The sequence below is a fragment of the Variovorax sp. Soil_C_26 genome (assembly GCF_057657075.1).
This window is the reverse complement of record NZ_JBDGJC010000007.1, coordinates 97,637-118,312: the sequence shown is the minus strand read 5'-3', so window position 1 is coordinate 118,312 and position 20,676 is coordinate 97,637. Positions and strand designations below refer to the sequence as shown.

At 68.9% G+C, this 20,676-nt stretch carries 19 protein-coding genes; 13 read left to right on the top strand and 6 right to left on the bottom strand.

The genetic code is table 11. The annotated features are described in order from the left end of the window. Positions 1–28: 28 nt before the first annotated feature. Positions 29–712 carry an RraA family protein gene (locus AC3A6G_RS20195; RefSeq protein ID WP_487861288.1) on the top strand — a complete coding sequence of 228 codons (684 nt, stop codon included), beginning with the start codon at positions 29–31 and terminating at the stop codon, positions 710–712. 30 nt (positions 713–742) lie between these two features. Here AC3A6G_RS20195 and AC3A6G_RS20190 read toward each other — a convergent pair whose 3' ends face one another. Then, a complete protein-coding gene (locus AC3A6G_RS20190; RefSeq protein ID WP_487861289.1) occupies positions 743–1,729 on the bottom strand; it encodes a tripartite tricarboxylate transporter substrate binding protein in 987 nt (328 codons plus the stop codon). A gap of 61 nt (positions 1,730–1,790) precedes the next feature. Continuing rightward, positions 1,791–3,113, bottom strand: coding sequence for an arylsulfatase (locus AC3A6G_RS20185; RefSeq protein WP_487861290.1), 1,323 nt, complete (start codon positions 3,111–3,113; stop codon positions 1,791–1,793). 131 nt (positions 3,114–3,244) lie between these two features. Between AC3A6G_RS20185 and AC3A6G_RS20180 the strand changes: the two genes are divergently transcribed. Then, positions 3,245–4,153 carry a LysR family transcriptional regulator gene (locus tag AC3A6G_RS20180; protein ID WP_487861291.1) on the top strand — a complete coding sequence of 303 codons (909 nt, stop codon included), beginning with the start codon at positions 3,245–3,247 and terminating at the stop codon, positions 4,151–4,153. A 27-nt stretch (positions 4,154–4,180) separates the two neighbouring features. Here the strand turns inward: AC3A6G_RS20180 and AC3A6G_RS20175 are convergent, their stop codons facing one another. The 3 genes from AC3A6G_RS20175 to AC3A6G_RS20165 form a co-directional block, all read right to left on the bottom strand. Beyond that, entirely contained in the window at positions 4,181–5,410 is a 1,230-nt protein-coding gene (locus AC3A6G_RS20175; protein WP_487861292.1) for an MFS transporter, read from the bottom strand. Between the two features lie 101 nt (positions 5,411–5,511). Beyond that, the gene (locus AC3A6G_RS20170) at positions 5,512–7,689 is read right to left on the bottom strand and encodes a malate synthase G (RefSeq protein ID WP_487861293.1); all 2,178 of its coding nucleotides are present in this window, start codon (positions 7,687–7,689) and stop codon (positions 5,512–5,514) included. Positions 7,690–7,863: 174 nt separating this feature from the next. Then, entirely contained in the window at positions 7,864–8,607 is a 744-nt protein-coding gene (locus tag AC3A6G_RS20165; RefSeq protein ID WP_487861294.1) for an IclR family transcriptional regulator, read from the bottom strand. Positions 8,608–8,741: 134 nt separating this feature from the next. Here AC3A6G_RS20165 and AC3A6G_RS20160 point away from each other — a divergent pair, with 134 nt between their 5' ends. From AC3A6G_RS20160 to AC3A6G_RS20145, 4 genes are all read left to right on the top strand, one after another. Further along, positions 8,742–9,677: a hydroxymethylglutaryl-CoA lyase gene (locus tag AC3A6G_RS20160; RefSeq protein ID WP_487874403.1), complete on the top strand. Its 936-nt coding sequence runs from the start codon at positions 8,742–8,744 to the stop codon at positions 9,675–9,677. Beyond that, a complete protein-coding gene (locus AC3A6G_RS20155) occupies positions 9,674–10,867 on the top strand; it encodes a CaiB/BaiF CoA transferase family protein (protein WP_487861296.1) in 1,194 nt (397 codons plus the stop codon). Before AC3A6G_RS20160 ends, AC3A6G_RS20155 begins: the two co-directional genes overlap by 4 nt. 34 nt (positions 10,868–10,901) lie before the next feature. Then, on the top strand, positions 10,902–11,828 hold the full coding sequence (locus AC3A6G_RS20150; RefSeq protein ID WP_487861297.1) for a LysR family transcriptional regulator: 927 nt from the start codon (positions 10,902–10,904) through the stop codon (positions 11,826–11,828). An 82-nt stretch (positions 11,829–11,910) separates the two neighbouring features. Beyond that, entirely contained in the window at positions 11,911–12,363 is a 453-nt protein-coding gene (locus tag AC3A6G_RS20145; protein ID WP_487861298.1) for a DUF2214 family protein, read from the top strand. A 118-nt stretch (positions 12,364–12,481) separates the two neighbouring features. Here AC3A6G_RS20145 and AC3A6G_RS20140 read toward each other — a convergent pair whose 3' ends face one another. Continuing rightward, positions 12,482–12,823, bottom strand: coding sequence for a hypothetical protein (locus AC3A6G_RS20140; protein ID WP_487874402.1), 342 nt, complete (start codon positions 12,821–12,823; stop codon positions 12,482–12,484). Positions 12,824–12,956: 133 nt separating this feature from the next. Here AC3A6G_RS20140 and argS point away from each other — a divergent pair, with 133 nt between their 5' ends. From argS to AC3A6G_RS20105, 7 genes are all read left to right on the top strand, one after another. Further along, the gene (gene argS, locus AC3A6G_RS20135) at positions 12,957–14,642 is read left to right on the top strand and encodes an arginine--tRNA ligase (RefSeq protein ID WP_487861300.1); all 1,686 of its coding nucleotides are present in this window, start codon (positions 12,957–12,959) and stop codon (positions 14,640–14,642) included. A 10-nt stretch (positions 14,643–14,652) separates the two neighbouring features. Further along, positions 14,653–15,402, top strand: coding sequence for an SPOR domain-containing protein (locus AC3A6G_RS20130; protein ID WP_487861301.1), 750 nt, complete (start codon positions 14,653–14,655; stop codon positions 15,400–15,402). Positions 15,403–15,547: 145 nt separating this feature from the next. Further along, complete coding sequence (locus AC3A6G_RS20125; RefSeq protein ID WP_487861302.1) at positions 15,548–16,195, top strand: thiol:disulfide interchange protein DsbA/DsbL; 648 nt, start codon at positions 15,548–15,550, stop codon at positions 16,193–16,195. Positions 16,196–16,321: 126 nt separating this feature from the next. Beyond that, the gene (lptA, locus tag AC3A6G_RS20120; protein ID WP_487861303.1) at positions 16,322–17,002 is read left to right on the top strand and encodes a lipopolysaccharide transport periplasmic protein LptA; all 681 of its coding nucleotides are present in this window, start codon (positions 16,322–16,324) and stop codon (positions 17,000–17,002) included. Next, positions 17,003–17,797, top strand: a complete 795-nt coding sequence (lptB, locus tag AC3A6G_RS20115; protein ID WP_487861304.1) for an LPS export ABC transporter ATP-binding protein — start codon at positions 17,003–17,005, stop codon at positions 17,795–17,797. 17 nt (positions 17,798–17,814) lie between these two features. Further along, positions 17,815–19,413 carry an RNA polymerase factor sigma-54 gene (locus tag AC3A6G_RS20110; RefSeq protein WP_487861305.1) on the top strand — a complete coding sequence of 533 codons (1,599 nt, stop codon included), beginning with the start codon at positions 17,815–17,817 and terminating at the stop codon, positions 19,411–19,413. Positions 19,414–19,430: 17 nt separating this feature from the next. Then, positions 19,431–20,675: a THUMP domain-containing class I SAM-dependent RNA methyltransferase gene (locus AC3A6G_RS20105; protein WP_487861306.1), complete on the top strand. Its 1,245-nt coding sequence runs from the start codon at positions 19,431–19,433 to the stop codon at positions 20,673–20,675. Position 20,676 lies beyond the last annotated feature (1 nt).

Below are 20,676 nucleotides of genomic sequence, written 5' to 3'. Positions count from 1 at the left end.
CTGTTCCATCTTTCCTGGAGATTTCTCGATGATCGGATTCCGAATCCTGCAGCGCCAACGCACCGTGCGCGCCGACACCGTGGCCCGCTTTGGCGACCTGCCCGTGGCCAACGTGAGCGACGTGATGAACCGCATGACCGCCGGCGGCGCGCGCCTGCGTCCGCTGCACGGCGGCGGCGCCATGGCCGGAGCGGCCCTCACCGTGAAGACGCGGCCCGGCGACAACCTCATGATCCACAAGGCGCTCGACCTCGCGCAGCCCGGCGACGTGGTGGTGGTGGACGGTGGCGGCGACCTGAGCAACTCGCTGATCGGCGAACTGATGATCAGCCACGCCAAGGTGCGCGGCGTGGCCGGCATCGTGCTGTGGGGCGCGGTGCGCGACCTGGGTTGGATTCGCGCCCAGACGCTGCCGATCTTCGCCGCCGGCGTGAGCCACCGCGGCCCCTACAAGGACGGCCCCGGCGAGATCAACGTGCCGATCGCGATCGACGGCATGGTGATCGAGCCGGGCGACCTGCTGCTCGGCGACGACGACGGTGTGCTGTGCGTACCCTTCGACCAGGCCGACGCGGTCTTCAAGGCCGCCACGGCCAAGCACCAGCAGGAGCAGCAGAAGATGAGCGCGATCCTGGCGGGCAAGGACGACCGCAGCTGGATCGACGCGGCGCTCACGCGGCTGGGGTGCGAGGTCGCTACGCCTGCCGGCTGACCGCGCGCCGGCTTTCCCCTGGCGCGCGAATCAGTTCAGCGCGAGCTTCGATTTGCGCGCCAGTTCTTTCCACCTGCGCGTGTCGTTCGCCACGAAATCCTGCGTCTCCTTCGGGCCACCCTTGCCGGCCACCGAACCGCTCGCCATCAACACCGCCTTCAGGTCGACGGACGCCATGATCTCGTTGATCCACTGGCTCAGAAGCGCCACGCGGTCATCGGGCGTGCCGGCCGGCACGCCGACCACGTACCACTGCGTGGCGTCGTAGTTCTTCAGGCCCGCCTCCTGCATCGTGGGCACGTCGGGCAGGCTCTCGATGCGGTAGCGCGTGGTCACGGCATACGCCTTGAGCTTGCCGGACTGGATGTGCGGCAGCACGGGCGTCACGCCCAGCATGCCCAGCGGAATCTGCCCGCCCACCACGTCGGCCACCGCCTGGCCGCCGCCCTTGTAGGGCACGTGCGCCATGGCCGTGCCAGAGGTCACGTTGAACAGTTCGCCTGCGAGGTGCTGCGAACTGCCGGTGCCGGAGCTGGCGTAGCTCCACCGCGCGGGCTCCTTGCGCATCGCCTCGACGAGGTCGGCCACCGTGGCCTGTGCGGCCGACGCGGGCCCGACCAGCACCATGGGGCCTTGCGCCAGCGATGCCACGGCCATGAGCTCGTTGCCGAGCTCCGGGACGCGCTGGTTGAACAGGATCGGGCCAGGGATGGAGATCAGCGTGTAGCCGTCGGGCGCCGCCTTGACCAACGCCTGCAGCGCGATCGCACCCGACGCGCCGGGGCGGTTTTCCACCACCACCGGCAGGCCTGTCTTTTCGCTGAGCTTGCGTGCGGCAGTGCGCGTGAGCACGTCCAGGCTCCCGCCAGGCGAGAAGCCGACGAGCCAGCTGATCGGCTTCGCCGCGGGCCACGGCTTCTCGTCGTCGGCCGCGTGAGCGGCGACCCCGGCCAGCGCGCACAGGAGGAGGGCAGCGCGCACGACGCTGCGGCGGGCGAGGGAGGTGTCGAATGACATGGTGATGGTCCGGTGGATGAGGGGGTCGAAAGGGGCGGGCGAAAGCGAGCGGCCTTCGTCTTCAGTCGGGCGCGCCCGGCGGCGTATTGGGATGCGCCGCACAGCTCTGGTTGAACGCCTGGACCATGCGCATTACCGGGCCGAGGACCCAGGTGTTGTAGATCAGCACGTCGGTCTCTTCCTTGGGATCGCGCGTGATGTTGAAGAGATAAGGCGTCTCGAGCTTGCCCTTGCCTTCGTTGACCTGGGGCTCCCAGTAGAAGTGAAGCTTCCAGTCGCGCCACTTGACCGCGCGAAGGTCGCCCTTGATGTAGAACAGGAAGCCTTCGCGCGCCGACTTCGCCTGCCTGCCGAACAAGAAGCCCGACTGGTCGACGCCATCGATCGGGCGGTCCGCCGGAATGCGGCCGCCGGCCACGGCTGCCAGCGTCGTGAAGAGGTCGGTCACGTGGACCATCTCGTTGCTGACCCGGCCGGGCTCGATCTTGCCCGGCCAGCGCGCAATGAACGGCACGCGCAGCGAGCCTTCCATCGCGGTGTGGTACGTGCCGCTCCAGGGCCCGGCCGTGCCGCGGTAGGGCACGCGGAACTCGGGGCCGTTGTCGCTGCAGAAGACGAACAGCGTGTCCTCGGCGATGCCAAGCCGGTCGATCTCGTCGACCACCTGGCCGACGCGATGGTCCATCTCTACCATCGAGTCCGCAAAGTCGCCGGCCTGCGTGCGCCCTTCGAAGTCGCGGTGCGGCAGTGTCGGGAAATGCAGGTGCACCATCGGCAGGTAAAGGAAGAACGGCTTCTGCTGCGAATGGTTCGACTGGATGAATTCGAGCGAGCGCTCGACCAGTTCCTCATCGATGCGCCGCCGGCTTTCGAGGTCGTAGACCTTGACGTTGCGCGAGGGCTCGCCGGCGCGGCCCTCCATGATGTGGGGGATGTCGGCGACGCTGGGGTCGAACCCGATCGTCGACGTGAACTGGCTCTCGTCCGTGGTGCGCGGAATGCCGTACCACTCGTCGAACCCGCGGTCCGAAGGGAAGCGGCCTTCGATGTCGCCCAGATGCCATTTGCCGAAGTGCGCCGTGGCATAACCCGCCTGCGACAGCACCTGCGCCAGGGTGACCTCCCGCCGTGTCAGCCCCTGCGGCAGGCCTGGGGGCACCGACTGGAGGCACCCGGTGCGCGTCGGGTGCCGCCCGGACATCAGCGCGGAGCGCGTCGGGACGCAGTCGCTTTCGACGTTGAAGTTCTGCAACAGCAGGCCCTGGCGCGCGAGCGCGTCGATGCGCGGGGTGGGCGCGCCGCGCAGGCTGCCGCCGCCGTAGCAGCCGAGTTCGCCCCAGCCGAGGTTGTCGGCCACGATCAGCACGATGTTGGGTTGTTTCACGAGGGCCTGCGGATGTGTCTGTGGATGCACAAACTCTAGTCAGAACCCCGTCGAAACCCATTCCCGGGCATCTCCGAATCGATTCCGCGCTGGAATGAAAGTGCGCCTTTTGGCCTATGCTGGTGCCACCTATGGGATTTGCCTACACCGACCTCGTGTGCTTGCAGGCCGTGGTCGCGCATGGCCACATCGGCCGGGCCGCGACCGCGCTGCAACTGGGGCAGCCCGCGGTCTCCAAGATCATCCGGCGCGTCGAGGAGGCCGTGGGCACGCCGCTGTTCCAGCGCGGCGCGCACGGCGTGATCCTCACCAGCAGCGGCCAGCTGTTCCTCGAGTCGGCGCGGCAACTGGTGCTGCAACACGAAGAGACGCTGCGCGCCGCGCGCGACATCCAGGCGCAGCACGCAGGCTTGCTGCGCCTGGGCATGACGCTCGCCACATCCGAAAGCCGCGCGGCCAAGGCGGTCTCCGAATTGATCCGGAACCGTCCGGGGCTGCGTGTGCTGCTCGAGGTCGGAAAATCCGACGACCTGGAGCGCGCGCTGCTTCAGGGGCGGCTCGACCTGGCGGTGGTGCCTTCGTATCCGGGCCAGGTCACGACATGCACGCAGACGCCCATCGGCGGGGACGAACTGCAAGTGGCCGCGCGGCCGCGCCATCCGCTCTTCCTGCAGGCCAGCCGCCGGGGCACCGATCTGCAGCTCGAGGACCTGCAGCCCTATGGCTGGACGCTGCCGAGCCGCCACACCGCCGCGCGCCGGGTCGTCGACCAGGCCTTTGCCGATCGCGGTCTCGGCGCCCCGGTGGTGGTGCTCGAGATCGAGCACAACACCGATGCCGCGATGGACATCGTCGGCAGCGCCGACCTGTTGTGCTTCGTGCCCACGTACCTGCTGCAGCGGCGTCCGGAACAGCTGCAGGCGCTGCCGCTCGCGGACCTGCGCACGCGGCGCCAATGGATGCTGATCAGCCGTCCCAAGGCGACATGGTCGCCGCTGATGACCGCGCTGCGGGAACTGGTGGTCGGCCAGGCCGAATGAAACGGCAGCCGCTCGTTCGACGGCGGCTCAATTCGCGGCCGGCCGCCCCGGCGCCCGCGGCAGCAGGATGAACGCGGTGGTGCCTGCCGCGACCATGCCCGCGATCGTGAGGAACACGGCGCGGAACGGCTCCACCCCGCTGGCCGCGGCCCACGAGGCGGCCACGCCCGTGGTCCATTGCATCAGCGACACGCCGAGGAAGATCGCCATGTTCAGCAGCGCAAGCGCGCGTCCCGTCATGGCCGCGGGATAGGCTGCTCGCGTGTACGAGTACTGCAGCACTGAATAGCCCGACAGCAGGCCGTAGAGGATCGCCAGGCCGATGTCGAGCGACAGAGAGTGCGTCAGCGCCATCAGCGTGAAGATGGCGGCGGCCGTGAAGGCACAGCCCATGAGCCAGCGTCCCCGGCCCGCGCCGCCGGGGTCGAGGCGGCCGAAGATCGCGGGGCTGGCGATGCCGGCGATGGTCATCGCAACCGCGACGTTGCCGGCGTTGACCAGCGACAGCCCGTGCCGGTCGTGCAGCATCGGACCGAGCCACAGGCCGCGCAGCGTGATGAACGCGGCGTACGACACGCAGGCGAAGCACAGCAGGCCCAGCGTGTGCGGCATCGCGAACAGCGGCAGCAGCTCGCGCACCGCGCGGCCGAGCGATGGGCGTTGTTCCTGCGAAGCCGCCTGCGGCGGCTCGTGCACGCGCCAGAACACGAAGCCCCACGACAGCAGCGCGAAGCCGGCCAGCGCGGCATAGCCCGCGCGCCAGCTCGCCGCGTCGATCAACAGCGCGAGCGGCGTGCCGGTGAACAGGATGCCGAGCCCCGACATGCTCATCACGAGGCCCGACATCGCGGTGAAGCGCGCGGCCTCGAAATGGCGCGCGATGAACACCGTGCAGGCCAGGAACGCCGGCGCGCAGCCGACGCCGATCAGGGCCTGCCCGAGCAGCAGCGCATGGAAGCTCGGCGCCACCGCGCACAGCACCGCGCCCGCGACCGCGAGCGGAAAGGCGCTGAGCACGGTGCGCCGCACGCCGTAGATGTCGATCGCCACGCCCATCGCGAGCTGGGTCGCGCCGAACATGAAATGGAAGGTGCCGGCCCACAGGCCGATCTGCTGGGGCGAGAGGCCGAAGTGGCCGCCGAGCGGCGTGGCCATCATCGCGCCGACGGTGCGAAAGGCCTGGCTCAGCGCGAAGGCCGAGGCCAGCACGATCAGCATCGATGTGGCCGAGCGTGCGGGGGCCGTGGAGAGTGTCATGGGAAAGCGGGGAACCGGAGGCGAAAAGCGATCCGCATCCTAACGGCCAACAAAAAACGGCGCCCGAGGGCGCCGTGGTTCACAAGCCGGCGAAGAGGCGATCAGGCCCCAGCCTTGACCTTGAGGCGCCACGCATGCAGCAGCGGCTCGGTGTAGCCGCTCGGCTGCGCGATGCCCTTGAAGACCAGGTCCTGCGCCGCCTTGTACGCGGCCGAGGTGTCGAAATGGCCGGCCATCGGCTGGTACACCGGGTCGCCCGCGTTCTGCTGGTCGACCACCTTGGCCATGCGCTGGAAGGTCTCGTCGACCTGCGCCTTCGTGACCACGCCGTGCAGCAGCCAGTTGGCGATGTGCTGGCTCGAGATGCGCAGCGTGGCGCGGTCTTCCATCAGGCCCACGTCGTGGATGTCGGGCACCTTCGAGCAGCCCACGCCCTGGTCGATCCAGCGCACCACGTAGCCGAGGATGCCCTGCACGTTGTTGTCGAGCTCCTGCTGCTTCTCGGCATCGCTCCACTTGGCTTCGGCCGCGATCGGCACCTGCAGCAGCGCGTTGAGGATGTTGTCGCGCTCGGCATCGGCGTCGGTCTTCTCGAGCGCCTGCTGCACGGCCGCCACGTTCACCTGATGGTAGTGCAGCGCATGCAGCGTGGCGGCCGTGGGCGAGGGCACCCAGGCGGTGTTGGCGCCGGCCTTGGGGTGGCCGATCTTCTGCTCGAGCATGGCGGCCATCAGGTCGGGCATGGCCCACATGCCCTTGCCGATCTGCGCCTTGCCGCGCAGGCCGCACGCGAGGCCGACGAGCACGTTGTTCTTCTCGTAAGCGCCGATCCAGGCGCTGGCCTTCATATCGCCCTTGCGGATCATCGGGCCGCCCTGCATGGCGGTGTGCATCTCGTCGCCGGTGCGGTCGAGGAAGCCGGTGTTGATGAAGGCCACGCGCGCGGCGGCCTCGGCGATGCAGGCCTTGAGGTTCACGCTGGTGCGGCGCTCCTCGTCCATGATGCCGAGCTTCACCGTGTTGGCCGGCAGGCCGAGCAGCTGCTCGACGCGGCCGAAGAGTTCGCTCGCGAAGGCCACTTCGGCCGGGCCGTGCATCTTGGGCTTGACGATGTAGATGCTGCCGGCGCGCGAGTTGCCCTTGCGCTTCAGGTCGATCATCGCGATGGTGGTGGTGACCACCGCATCGAGGATGCCTTCGGGGATTTCCTTGCCGCCGTCGTACAGCACGGCCGGGTTGGTCATCAGGTGGCCCACGTTGCGCAGGAACATCAGCGAGCGGCCGTGCAGCTTCAGCGGCTTTCCGTTGGCGCCGGTGTATTCGCGGTCGGGGTTCAGGCCCCGCGTGAAGGTCTTGCCGCCCTTGGCCACCTGTTCGGTCAGCGTGCCGTCGACGATGCCGAGCCAGTTGGCATAGGCCGTCACCTTGTCGGCCGCATCGACCACGGCCACCGAGTCCTCGAGGTCGAGGATCGTCGAGAGCGCGGCTTCGAGCACCAGGTCGCTCACGCCGGCCGGATCGTTCTTGCCGATGGGCGTGGTGCGGTCGATGCGGATGTCGAGGTGAATGCCGTTGTGCTTGAGCAGCACCGACGACGGCGCCGTGGCGTCGCCCTGGTAGCCGATGAACTGCGACGGGTCGGCCAGCGCGGTGTTGCTGCTTTGCAGCGCGACCACGAGCTGGCCGTCCTTCACGCTGTAGCCGGTGGCGTTCTTGTGCGAGCCGTTGACGAGCGGCGCGGCCTGGTCGAGCACGTTGCGCGCGAACGCGATCACCTTGGCGCCGCGCACCGGGTTGTAGCCCTGGCCCTTGTCGGCGCCGTCGGTTTCGGGAATCGCGTCGGTGCCGTAGAGCGCGTCGTACAGCGAGCCCCAGCGCGCGTTCGCCGCGTTGAGCGCATAGCGCGCATTGAGGATCGGCACCACCAGCTGCGGACCGGCCTGCAGCGCGAGTTCGTCGTCGACGTTGGCGGTGGTGGCCTTCGTGCCCTTGGGCTGCGGCAGCAGGTAGCCGATCTTCTCGAGGAAGGCGCGGTACGCCGGCATGTCGGCGATCGGCCCCGGGTTCTTTTGGTGCCAGGTGTCGAGCTCGGCCTGCAGGCGGTCGCGCTCGGCGAGCAGCGCCAGGTTCTTCGGCGCGAGGTCGGCCACGATGGCGTCGAAGCCCTTCCAGAACACGTCGCTCGCCACGCCGCTGGCGGGCAGGACCTTGTCCTCGATGAAGCGGTGGAGCTCGGTCGCCACTTCGAGCCGGTGGGCGGTGGTACGGGCGAGGGTCATGTTCTTTTCTCCTTGGAAACGAGTGCGGTCGTTGCGGTGATACGTGGGGGGAACGGCGGACGCGGGCGCGTGGGGCCATCCATAACCTTCACTTTATTCGATACTGCTATGGAGAGTAATAGCTGAAAGTGGGATTTATCGATGACTTGAATGACGGTAATCGAGCGGTCTCACTCAGACCGTTCCGCCGAGCTCCCGCGCCGCCGCGCACACCGGCGCGATGTGGCGCGCGTCGTAGCGGTGGGCCGGCATCGTCAGCGTGAGCGCCGCGGCGAGGCGGCCGTCGGCATGGAACACCGGCGCCGAAATGCCCGCGAGCTCGGCCGTGCGGTCGCCCACGAGCGCGCAATAGCCCTGCGCGCGGACCGCTTCGCAGAGCGCGCGCTCGCTGCTGCCCAAGGGCGGCCATTCGGCCTCGGGGCCCCAGGCAATCAGCACGCGCGCACCCGCACCGCGGTCGTTCGGCAACAGGTCGCCGGCGCGCACGTGGTCGCGCACGAGTTGCGTCGAATCGACGCGGAACTGGCACAGCCGCACCCAGCCGTCGCCCTGCGGCTGCCGCACGTGGTACGCCGCGCTTTCGCCGGTGGCCGCCGCCAGCGTGCGCAGCACCGGCAGCACGGTGCGGTCGAGCGACTGCGCCGCGGCATACACGCCGTGCAGCCGCGCGATCTCGGGTCCGAGCGCGTAGCGGCCGTCGTCCTGCCGGCGCACCCAGCGCGCATGCTCGAGCGAGGCCAAGAGGCGCAGCGCCGTGCTTTTGTAGAGCTGCGTGCGTTCGGCGAACTGCGCGAGCGAAAGCGCTTCGTCCCCAGGCCCGAAAGCCGAGAGCAGGCTCAGCGCGCGGTCGACCGCGGCGGCACCGCCGGGTGCGGCGTGGCGGTCGGCCATCGATTCGGTCTGGGCTTTTCGCGGCATGGTGGACCTTCGGCTTGACAGTGAATCCGCTTCGGCGGTGTAATTCTGTTTGGCAGAATATAGTTCTGCAAGACAGAACGGTCAAGCCGACCGCCTGCTTCTCCGTGACTCCTCATTCCCCAGGAACCCAGCCGATGACATCCCCCGACGTCCTCATCAGCGAGGTCGGCCCGCGCGACGGCCTGCAATCGGTCGCGGCCACCATGCCCACGGCCGCCAAGCTGCGCTGGATTGACGCGCTGCATGCCGCGGGCCTGCGCGAGATCGAGGTCGCGTCCTTCGTGCCCGCGAAGCTGCTGCCGCAGATGGCCGATGCCGCCGAGGTGGTGCGCCATGCGGCCACCCTGCCAGGGTTGACGGTGATGGCGCTGGTGCCCAACCGCAAGGGCGCGCAGGCCGCGCTCGAAGCCGGCGTGCACAAGCTCACGATGCCGGTCTCCGCCAGCGTGGCGCATTCGCTCGCCAACGTGCGCAAGACGCCGGCCGAAATGGTCGACGAAGTACGCGCCATCGCCGAACTGCGCGACGCGATCGCGCCGCAGGTGAAGCTCGAGGCCGGCATTTCCACCGCCTTCGGCTGCACGCTGCAGGGCCTGGTGCCCGAGGACGACGTGATCCGGCTCGCGGCGCAGTGCATCGCGGCCGGCGCCCAGGAGGCCGGCCTGTCTGACACCGTGGGCTATGCCAACCCGGCCCAGGTGCGGCGCCTGTTCCGGCGGCTGCGCGCCGAACTCGGCGACCACGCGGGCGCGGCCCACATGCACAACACGCGCGGCCTCGGCATTGCCAACTGCCTGGCCGCGTGGGACGAGGGCGTGCGCACCTTCGACGCTTCGCTCGGCGGCCTCGGCGGCTGTCCCTATGCGCCCGGCGCCTCGGGCAATGCGGTCACCGAAGACCTCGTCTTCATGTTCGAGGCCATGGGCGTGCGCACCGGCATCGACATCGAGAAACTCATCGCGGCACGCGCGCCGGTCATGGCCGGCCTGCCCGGCGAACCGGTCTACGGCATGACGCCCGAGGCCGGCCTGCCCAAGGGCTTCGTCCCGCAAACCACCACCGCACAATGACTGACAGTTCGTTCCCCTTGCCCTACGCCGGCATCCGCGTCGTCGAGTTCACCCACATGGTGATGGGGCCGACCTGCGGGCTGCTGCTCGCGGACCTCGGTGCCGAGGTCATCAAGGTCGAGCCGCTCGAAGGCGACAGCACGCGGCGGCTGCTCGGCTCGGGCTCGGGCTTCTTTCCGGCCTTCAACCGCAACAAGAAGAGCATCGCGCTCGACCTGAAGTCGCCCGAAGGCGTCGAGGCTGCGCTGCGCCTCGTGGCCACCGCCGACATCGTGAGCGAGAACTTCAAGCCCGGCACGATGAAGAAGCTCGGGCTCGACTACGACAGCCTGAGCAAGCTCAACCCGCGCCTGATCTACGTGAGCCACAAGGGCTTTTTGCCCGGCCCCTACGAGCACCGGACCGCGCTCGACGAAGTGGTGCAGATGATGGGCGGGCTGGCCTACATGACCGGCCGCGCGGGCGATCCGCTGCGCGCCGGCACCAGCGTGAACGACATCATGGGCGGCATGTTCGGCGCCATCGGCGCGATGGCCGCGCTGCGCCAGCGCGAGCTCACCGGCAAGGGCTGCGAGGTGCAGGCTGCGCTGTTCGAGAACAACGTGTTCCTGGTGGCGCAGCACATGATGCAGTTCGCCGCCACGGGCAAGGCCGCCGATCCGATGCCCAGCCGCATCTCGGCCTGGGCCGTGTACGACGTTTTCACCGTGAAGGACGGCGAGCAGATCTTCCTGGCCGCGGTGAGCGACAAGCAATGGGCCATCTTCTGCAAGGCCTTCGGCCTTGCGGAGATGCTCGCCGACCCGCGCCTTGCCACCAACAACGACCGCGTGCGCGCGCGCGACTGGATGATGCCGATGCTGCGCTCGCACCTCGCGGGCTACAGCGCGGCCGAACTCAGCGCCGTGTTCGAGCGCAACGAGCTGCCCTTCGCGCCCATCACCAAGCCGCAGGACCTGTTCGACGATCCGCACCTGAACGCCACCGGCGGCCTCGCGCCGGTGCGCATGAACGACGGCCACATGGCCAAGGTGCCGCTGATGCCGTTCACGCTCGACGGCGCGCGGCCCGGCATCCGGCTGCAGCCGCCGGCCGTGGGCGAGCACACGGCCGAGCTGCTGCGCGAAGTGGGCTACGGCGAGGCCGAGATCGCGGCTTTCGAGGCACGGCGCGAAGACGGGGCAGCCTGAGTGCGCGAAAGTCCGGCGATATAGTTCGCTCGCCATGGACCGCCTGAAGCAACTCGAATCCTTCGTCTCGGTGGCGACCCGCGGCGGTCTCACGGCCGCGGCCAAGGCCGAGGGCGTGGCGCCCGCCATCATCGGCCGGCGGCTCGATGCGCTCGAGGCGCGGCTGGGCGTCAAGCTCGTGGTGCGCACCACGCGGCGCATCACGCTCACGCACGAGGGCAGCGCCTTCCTCGAAGATTGCCAACGCCTGCTGACCGAGTTTGCCAATGCCGAGGCCAGCGTCAGCGCCGGCGGCGTCAAGGCCAGCGGCCACCTGCGCATCACCGCGCCGGCGGGCTTCGGGCGGCGCCACGTCGCGCCGCTGGTGCCGCGCTTCCATGCGCTGCACCCCGAGGTGACCATCTCGCTGAACCTCAGCGACCGCGTGGTCGACGTGCGCGGCGAGAGCTTCGACTGCGCGGTGCGCGTGGGCGACATGCCCGACTCGTCGCTCGTGAGCGTGCGGCTGGCCGACAACCGCCGCCGCTGTGTCGCGACGCCCGAGTTCGTGCGCCGCCACGGCAAGCCGAACCACCCGAGCGAGCTGTCGCGCTTCGCCTGCCTCGCGCTGTCCAGCGACGCTTCGCAGACGCGCGGCTGGGCGTTTCGCGTCGCCACCGAAGGCGGCGGCGAGGAGCTGATCCACCTGCGGCCCGAAGGCCCGCTCGACTGCTCCGACGGCCAGGTCCTGCACGACTGGTGCCTCGCGGGCCACGGCATTGCGTGGCGCAGCACTTGGGAAGTCGAGGCCGAGATCGATGCCGGCCTGCTGGTGCCGCTGCTCGACGAGTTCGCCGCGCCGCCGAACGGCATCTACGCCGTCTTCACCGGCACCAAGCACCTGCCGCTGCGCGTGCGGCTGTGGCTGGATTTCCTCAAGGAGCAGTACGGGCGGCCCGAATTCTGGGGCGGAAGGCGCTGAGCCCGCGGACTCGCGGCACAATCCGCTCGCATTTTTTGCAAACACATCCCGCAACCACGACGAAGAAAAGAAGAAAGCCACGATGACCCTCGAAGCCATCCTCGCCTACGTGCACCTGCTGGCCATCCTCACGATGGTCGTCTTCATTTCGAGCGAAGCGGCGCTGTGCCGCATCGAGTGGCTCAACGCCGCCGTGGTCGAACGGCTCGCGCGCGTCGACATGGTCTACGGCATCGCCTCGATCACGGTGCTCGCCACCGGCATCGCGCGCACCTGGTGGGGCGTGAAGGGCACCGCCTGGTACTGGACCAACCCGCTGCTGCACGTGAAGCTCAGCCTGTTCATCGTCGTCGGCGTGCTGTCGATCTTTCCGACCTTGACCTACCTGCGCTGGCGCAAGACGCTGCGCGCCAGCGGAACGCTGCCGGCCGAGGCCGAGGTGCGCAAGACCCGCAAGCTGGTGATGGTGCAGGCGCACCTGATCGCGCTGATCCCGCTGGTCGCCGTGTTCCTCGCGCGCGGTTTCGGCAAGTAGCTGCCGCGTAGCGGCAGAGAAGCCGGGGAACACCGCGGAACCGGCTTTGCCGGGCCGCTGGTGTTGCCCCCTCGAGGGGGGAGTCGAGCTACACGCAGTGAGCGAGGGACGGGGGTGGTCAACCCTTCGCGTCGGCCTCGCACTTCTTCATGAAGCTGTTCTTGGCGGCGCCGGCGAGGGCCTTGCCGTTCTTGTCGACCGCCTTCGCGGCGCAGGCGGGCGCGGCGGCAGCCTGCGCATCCTTCTCGCACTTCTTGACGAAGCTGTTCTTGGCGGCACCCGCAAGGGCCTTGCCGTTCTTGTCCACGGCCTTGGCTTCGCAGTTCGCGCCAGCGGCCGGCGCGGTGGCGGCGGGCATGGCCGGCGTGGCGGCCTTGTCTTGGGCGTGGGCGGCGGCGCCGAAGGAGAGGCAGGCGCCGAGCACAGCAGCGGAGGCGACCAGGGAAATGAGCTTCTTCATGATGGGGTACGTCCTTTTGAATGGTGTTGCGGCAGGCGCCCCGACCCGGGGGCCGGCCATCCTAACGGGAGTAGGTATCAATTGGATGACGAATGTCACCCGGGTCCGGGTTTGCCCCCGGTAAAATCCCGCGATGCTATTGGTCAAACAGGAGCTGCTCGCGGCGCTCGCGAACACGCTCGAATCACTCTCGCCCGGCGCCGGCGCCAAGGCCGCTTTCGAGTCGCCCAAGGTGGCGGCCCATGGCGATTTCGCCTCCACGGCTGCGATGCAGCTTGCCAAACCGCTAGCGCGCAAGCCCCGCGAACTGGCTGAAGAACTCAGCGCGGCACTGCTCGCCACGCCGATCTTCGGCCAGTGGGTCGAAGCGATCGAGATCGCCGGCCCCGGTTTCCTCAACATCCGCCTCAAGACCGCCGCCAAGCAGCAGATCGTGCGCGAGGTGCTGGCCGCGGGCGAAGCCTTCGGCCGGCAGCCGGCGACCGGCGAGCGCGTGCTGGTCGAGTTCGTTTCGGCCAACCCGACCGGGCCGCTGCACGTGGGGCACGGCCGGCAGGCCGCGCTTGGCGACGCGATCTGCAACCTGCGCGCCTCGCAGGGCGAAACGGTCTGGCGCGAGTTCTATTACAACGACGCCGGCGTGCAGATCCAGACGCTCGCCCACAGCACGCAGTTGCGCGCGCGCGGCTTCAAGCCCGGCGATGCGGAATGGCCGAGCGGCGAAAAGGCGCCCGCCTACAACGGCGACTACATCGCCGACATCGCCGAAGACTTCAAAGAGAAGAAGACCGTCAAGTCCGACGATCGCGAATACACCGCCAGCGGCAACATCGACGACCTGGACTCGATCCGCGAGTTCGCGGTGGCCTACCTGCGCCGCGAGCAGGACCTCGACCTGCAGGCCTTCCGCGTGCGCTTCGACAACTATTACCTCGAATCGAGCCTCTACACGAGCGGCCGCGTCGAGGACGCGGTGCAAAAACTCGTGGCCGCCGGCAAGACCTACGAGCAGGACGGCGCGCTCTGGCTGAAGTCGACCGACTATGGCGACGACAAGGACCGCGTGATGCGAAAGCAGGACGGCACGTACACGTATTTCGTGCCCGACGTCGCCTACCACATCGCCAAGTGGGAGCGAGGCTTCCACAAGGTCATCAACATCCAGGGCACCGACCACCACGGCACGATCGCCCGCGTGCGCGCGGGCCTGCAGGCCGCGGGCGTGGGCATTCCCGAGGGCTACCCCGACTACGTGCTGCACACCATGGTGCGCGTCATGAAGGGCGGCGAAGAGGTCAAGATCAGCAAGCGCGCTGGCAGCTACGTCACCCTGCGCGACCTGATCGAGTGGACCAGCACCGACGCGGTGCGCTTCTTCCTCCTGAGCCGCAAGCCCGACACCGAATACACCTTCGACGTCGACCTGGCCGTGGCGAAGAACAACGACAACCCGGTGTACTACGTGCAGTACGCGCATGCGCGCATCCACTCGGTGCTGGCGGCCTGGGGCGGCGATGCGGCCACGCTCGCGGATGTCGACCTGTCGCCGCTCGAAAGCCCGGCGGCCCAGGCGCTGATGCTGCAGCTGGCCAAGTACCCCGCCATGCTCGCGGCCGCGGCGAAGGATTTCGCGCCGCACGACGTCACTTTCTACCTGCGCGAACTGGCCGCCAGCTACCACAGCTACTACGACGCCGAGCGCATCCTGGTCGACGACGAGCCGGTCCGGCTGGCGCGGCTTGCGCTCGTCAAGGCCTGCGCGCAGGTGCTGCACAATGGCCTCGCGATTCTCGGCGTCAGTGCGCCGAGCAAGATGTAACTCCCTCACCATGAAGCAGAAGAAGAGAAACAGACACCGCGGCAACATCGTCATCGGGCTGATCGTCGGCCTGGTGCTCGGGCTCGGCGTGGCGCTCGGCATTGCGGTCTACGTGACCAAGGTGCCGATTCCGTTCGTGACCAAGACGCAGCGCGGCGGTGCCGAGCAGGACGAAGCCGAGGCGCGCAAGAACCGCGACTGGGACCCGAACGCGCCGCTGGCCGGCAAGGCAGGCTCGGCGCCCAAGCCCCCGGCCGCCAGCGGTCCGGTGGCGCCGGCTGGCGGCGAGAACAACGCCGCGGTGGCGCCCGGTGCCGCCCCGCCCGCACCGCCGGTGCCCGTGGTGGTGGCGCCGAGGCCTGTGCGCCCGGCACCGCTGCCGGCCGAGGCCAACGCACTGCCGCCGTCGAACGATCCGCTCGGCGACCTGGCCCGCGCACGCGCCGGCGGCGGCAGCAGCAACAGCAGCACGACCGTCGCCTCGGCAGCGCCGAGCAGCAGCAGCAGCACCCCGGGCGCGGATCCGTTCATGTACTTCGTGCAAGCCGGCGCCTTCCGCACCAACGACGATGCCGAGGCGCAGCGCGCCAAGCTCTCGCTGATGGGCGTCGAGGCCCGGGTCACCGAGCGCGAACAGGCGGGCCGCACGGTCTACCGCGTGCGCGCGGGCCCGTTCAGCAAGAAGGACGACGCCGACCGCCTCAAGGAGCGGCTCGACGGCGGCGGCCTCGAATCCGCGCTCGTGCGCGTCCAGCGCTGAGAAGCCCCGCGCGCCCGTCACGAATAGCCCTTAAGCTCCGCCGCGCGCCATTCGCCGGCACCATTCACGCCCAGGCGCGCGGCCGGCGAGGGAACTCCCCGCCGCATGCAGGCTCAGTACAGCCGTACCACAGGAGAACCCTTTCATGAAACGTCGTGACTTTTCGCTGGCCGCCAGTTCGCTCGGCCTCCTTTCGCTGGCCGGAAACGCCGCGCATGCCCAGGCGATGGCACCGAAGGCCGGCAAGGAGTACCTCGTGCTCGACAAGCGCGTGCCGGTCGACGCGCCGGCGGGCAAGGTCGAGGTGGTCGAGTTCTTCTCGTACAACTGCCCGCACTGCAGCGACTTCGAGCCGCACCTCGAGGCCTGGCTCAAGAAGGCGCCGAAGGAAGTGGCCTTCCGTCGCGTGCCGGTGCCTTTCGTCGGCAACGACGTCGAAGCCAAGCAGCGCCTGTACTACGCGCTCGAGGCGCTTGGCAAGGTGGAAGAGTTCCAGCCGAAGATCTTCACCGCGATCCACCGCCAGCGCCAGAACCTCACCGGCGATGCCAACATCGTTGCCTGGGTGTCGGCCAACGGCATCGACGGCGCCAAGTTCAAGGAAGTGTTCACCTCGTTCGGCGTGGCCAGCAAGGCGAAGCGCGCCGCGCAACTGACCGACGCCTACCGCGTGGCCGGCGTGCCGGCGCTGGCCGTCGGCGGGCGCTGGTATGTGGACGGCGAGACCGCCGGCAACATGACGCGGGCGCTGCAGGTCGCCGAATACCTGGTCGGCGAAGCGAAGAAGGGCTGAGCCCTGCTCCCGCGCAGGCGCTGCGTTCCCGATCCAATGCCAAGCCCGCACCCGCGGGCTTTTTCATCGCTGCGCGCGAGGTCGGCGCCATCCGGCCATACAATGCAGAGCAAGTTTCGTGCCTCTATGACATTGCACTCCTACCCCCACACCACACCCCTTCTTCGTCGCCTCGGCCGGCTGGCCGCGGGCGTGCTGCTGCTGGCTGGCCTCGCCGCGGGTGCGCAGGCTGAAACCGCCGATCGCACCAAGCCGATGAACATCGAGTCGGACGCGATGCGCTACGACGACCTCAAGCAGACCAGCGTGTTCACGGGCAACGTGGTGGTCACGAAGGGCACGATCATCATCCGCGGCGCGCGCATCGACGTGCGCCAGGACGCCGAGGGCTACCAGTACGGCGTGGTCACGGCGGCGCCCGGCAAGCGGGCGTACTACAAGCAGAAGCGCAATGCGCCCAACGAGTGGATCGAGGGCGAGGCCGAGGTGATCGAATACGACAGCCGCGCCGACAACGTCAAGTTCATCCGGAATGCGGTGATGCGCCGGCTGGTCGGTGCAACGCCCAACGACGAGAGCCAGGGCGCGTTGATCGTCTACGACCAGAGCAACGACACCTACACCGTCAATGGCTCCACCGTGCCGCCGAACACCGCCGTCAACGCGTCGTCGGGCGGCCGCGTGCGGACCATCCTGACGCCGAAGTCGGCCACGGCGCCCGCGCCCGGCGCACCCACGGCGCCGCAGCCTGCCCGCGGCACCGGCCTGCGCTCGTCCACCACCCTCGACGGCGAAGGGCGCAAGTAAGTGACGGAAACCGCTGGAACCCAGGCCGCCGAAGCGGCGCCCGGCAGCCGTCTCGTGGTGCGTGGCCTGCAGAAGAGCTACGGCAGCCGCAAGGTCGTCAAAGACGTGTCGCTCGAGGTGCAGAAGGGCGAGGTCGTCGGTCTGCTCGGACCGAACGGCGCCGGCAAGACCACCTCGTTCTACATGATCGTGGGCCTGGTGCGCGCCGATGCGGGCGAGATCTCCATCGACGGCGAACCCATCGCCCACATGCCGATCCACCGGCGCGCGCGCATGGGCCTGAGCTACCTGCCGCAGGAAGCCTCGATCTTCCGCAAGCTCAGCGTCGAGGAGAACGTGCGCGCCGTGCTCGAGCTCCAGCGCGAGCCCGACGCCAACGGCAAGCCCGCTCCGCTGTCGAAGCAGCGCACCGAAGAGCGCCTCTCGGCCCTGCTGGCCGACCTGCGAGTGGACCACCTGCGCGACTCGCCCGCGCTCGCGCTCTCGGGCGGCGAGCGGCGCCGGGTCGAGATCGCCCGTGCGCTCGCCACGCAGCCGCGCTTCATCCTGCTCGACGAGCCCTTCGCCGGCATCGACCCGATCGCGGTGATCGAGATCCAGCGGATCATCAGCTTCCTCAAGGAGCGCGGCATCGGCGTGCTCATCACCGACCACAACGTGCGCGAGACGCTGGGCATCTGCGACCACGCTTTCATCATCAGCGACGGGCATGTGCTGGCACAAGGCACACCCGCGGAGATCGTCGACAACGCCGAAGTACGCAGGGTGTACCTCGGCGAGCACTTCCGGATGTAAGGGAGGGGCCGGTCTCCATGAAGCAAGGGCTGTCCCTTCGCGTTTCGCAGCACCTGGCGCTCACGCCTCAGCTGCAGCAGTCGATCCGGCTGCTCCAGCTTTCCACGCTCGAACTGAGCCAGGAGGTCGAGCAGATGCTCGACGAGAACCCTTTTCTCGAACGCACGGCCGAAGAAGCGGCGCGCGAGGAATTCGGCCTCGACGCGATCGACACGCCGGTGCCGCGCGACGAGTTTGCCGAGGCGGGCGAGGGCGAGTTCACCGCGGCACCCGCCGCCAGTGCGGCCGCCACGGCGCCGGCCGAGAGCACGGCACCGGCCACCGACACCGACGGCCCTGCCGCCGAGGTTGCCGAGCGCGAGCCCGACTGGGAAGGCGACGGCACCGTCGACATGGCGCCCGACGACAGCGAGTGGGGTGGCGATGCACCCGCGCGCAAGAACAACCTCAGCGACGACGAGCGCCCCGACGCCACCGAACTCGCGCGCAGCCAGGAATCACTGCAGTCGTTCCTGCACCGCCAGGCCCTGAGCCTGCGGCTCAACGAGAACGACTGCGCGGCGCTGCGCTTCCTGATCGAGTCGCTCAACGACGACGGCTACCTCGAAGACTCGCTGCCGTCGCTGGCCTCGGGACTTGCCGGCGACGACAACGACCAGTTCGACGAGCTGGTGCATCACTTCCAGGTCGCACTCGGCCTGCTGCAGAGCCTGGAGCCCACGGGCGTCGGCGCGCGCGATCTTGGCGAATGCCTGAGCATCCAGCTGCGTGCCATGGCGAGCGAGCGCGAGACCGAGCAGCAGGCGCTCGTGCGCAAGACCGCGCTCGCCATCTGCAAGCAGCCGCTCGAGCTGCTCGCCCGGCGCGACTTCAAGCGGCTCGCCACGCTCACGCGCAGCAGCGAGGAACTCGTGCGCTCGGCGCTGCAGGTCATCTCGCGGCTCGAGCCCAAGCCGGGGCGCCGCTTCGTCGACGTCGAGCGCAACATCGTCATTCCAGACGTCATCGTCACCAAGGTCGGCCGCGGCACCAACGCCAAGTTCCGCGTCATGCTCAACCCCGAGGTGATGCCCCGGCTGCGCGTGCACGACATCTATGCCGGCGCCCTCAAGTCGCACAAGGGCGAGGGCAGCCAGGCGCTGTCGCAGCGGCTGCAGGAGGCGCGCTGGTTCATCAAGAACATCCAGCAGCGCTTCGACACCATCCTGCGCGTGTCGAACGCGATCGTCGAGCGGCAGAAGAGCTTCTTCGTGCATGGCGAGCTGGCAATGCGTCCGCTGGTGCTGCGCGAGATCGCCGACGAGCTGGGCCTGCACGAGTCGACCATCTCGCGCGTGACCACCGCCAAGTACATGTCCACGCCATTCGGCACCGTGGAGCTCAAGTACTTCTTCGGCTCGGCGCTCGGCACCGAGACCGGTGGCAATGCGTCGAGCACCGCGGTGCGCGCGCTGATCAAGCAGTTCGTGAGTTCCGAGAGCGTGAAGAAGCCGCTGTCCGACAGCCAGATTTCCGAGATGCTCAAGGAGCAGGGCATCGAATGCGCGCGGCGCACCGTGGCCAAGTACCGCGAGGCCCTGCGCATCGCGCCGGCCAACCTGCGCAAGGCGCTGTAGAAGACAAAGGCGCTCCAGTGAACGATCTTTCCCTTTTCCTGCCTTGCGCCGCCGGCGTCGAGGAATTCCTCGCGGCCGAAGTGCATGCACTGACCGGCCGCGCCGGCGACGACCTGCTCATGCTGCGCGGCGGCGTGCGGGTGCGCGCCGAATGGCGCGACGCGCTGCGGCTCAACCTGCACAGCCGGCTGGCGCAGCGCGTGCTGGTCGAACTCGTGCAGGCGCCGTACCGCAGCGAGAACGACCTCTATGCCATCGCGAGCGGCGTGGCCTGGGAGATCTGGTTCACGCCGAAGCAGACCTTCAAGATCGAGACAACCGCGCAGCACAGCCCGCTGCAGAGCCTGAACTTCGCCACCCTGCGCATCAAGGACGCGATCGCCGACCGCTTCCGCGCCAAGGCGGCCGGCGTGCGCCCGAGCATCGAGACCCAGTGGCCCGATTGCCGCGTGTTCGCGCACCTGACCACCGACACCTGCACGCTCTACATCGACACCTCGGGCGAGCCGCTGTTCAAGCGCGGCTGGCGCCAGGACAAGGGCGACGCGCCGCTCAAGGAGACGCTGGCCGCGGCCATGCTGGCCGCCAGCGGCTGGTGGAACCCCGAGACCGGCGAGGTCGCCGCCGAGCCGCTCTACGACCCGTGCTGCGGCAGCGGCACCATCGCCATCGAGGCGGCACAGATCGCGCGCGGCATTCCGGCCGGCTGGCTGCGGCGCTTCGGCTTCGAGAAGCTGCTGCCGTTCCAGGCCCATGTCTGGAATGCGCTCAAGAGCGAGGCGGAAGCGGCCGCGAAGCCGCGCGAGGTCGCAATCTTCGGCTCCGACGTGTCGCACCGCATGGTCGACTTTTCCGAGCGCAATGCCGAGCGTGCCGGCGTGGCCGAGGCGATCGAGTTCCGCGGCGGCGATGCGCTGCAGCGCATGCCACCGGCCGAGGGCGGCGTGATCATGCTCAACCCGCCCTACGGCGAGCGCATCGAGGTGGGTGGGGTGGCGCGCTTCGGCGCGCGCGAAGCGGCGCAGACCGGCGGTGAGGACGGCACCGAGGAAGGCGATGGCGGCGAGTTCTTTCCGCAGCTCGCCTCGCACTGGAAGAAGAACTACGCCGGCTGGACCGCCTGGGTGCTCACGCCCGACCTCAAGCTGCCCAAGCGCATGCGCCTGAAGGAGTCGCGCCGCGTGCCGATGTGGAACGGCCCCATCGAGTGCCGGCTGTTCCGCTTCGACATGGTGGCCGGCTCGGCGCGCAAGCCCGCGTAGC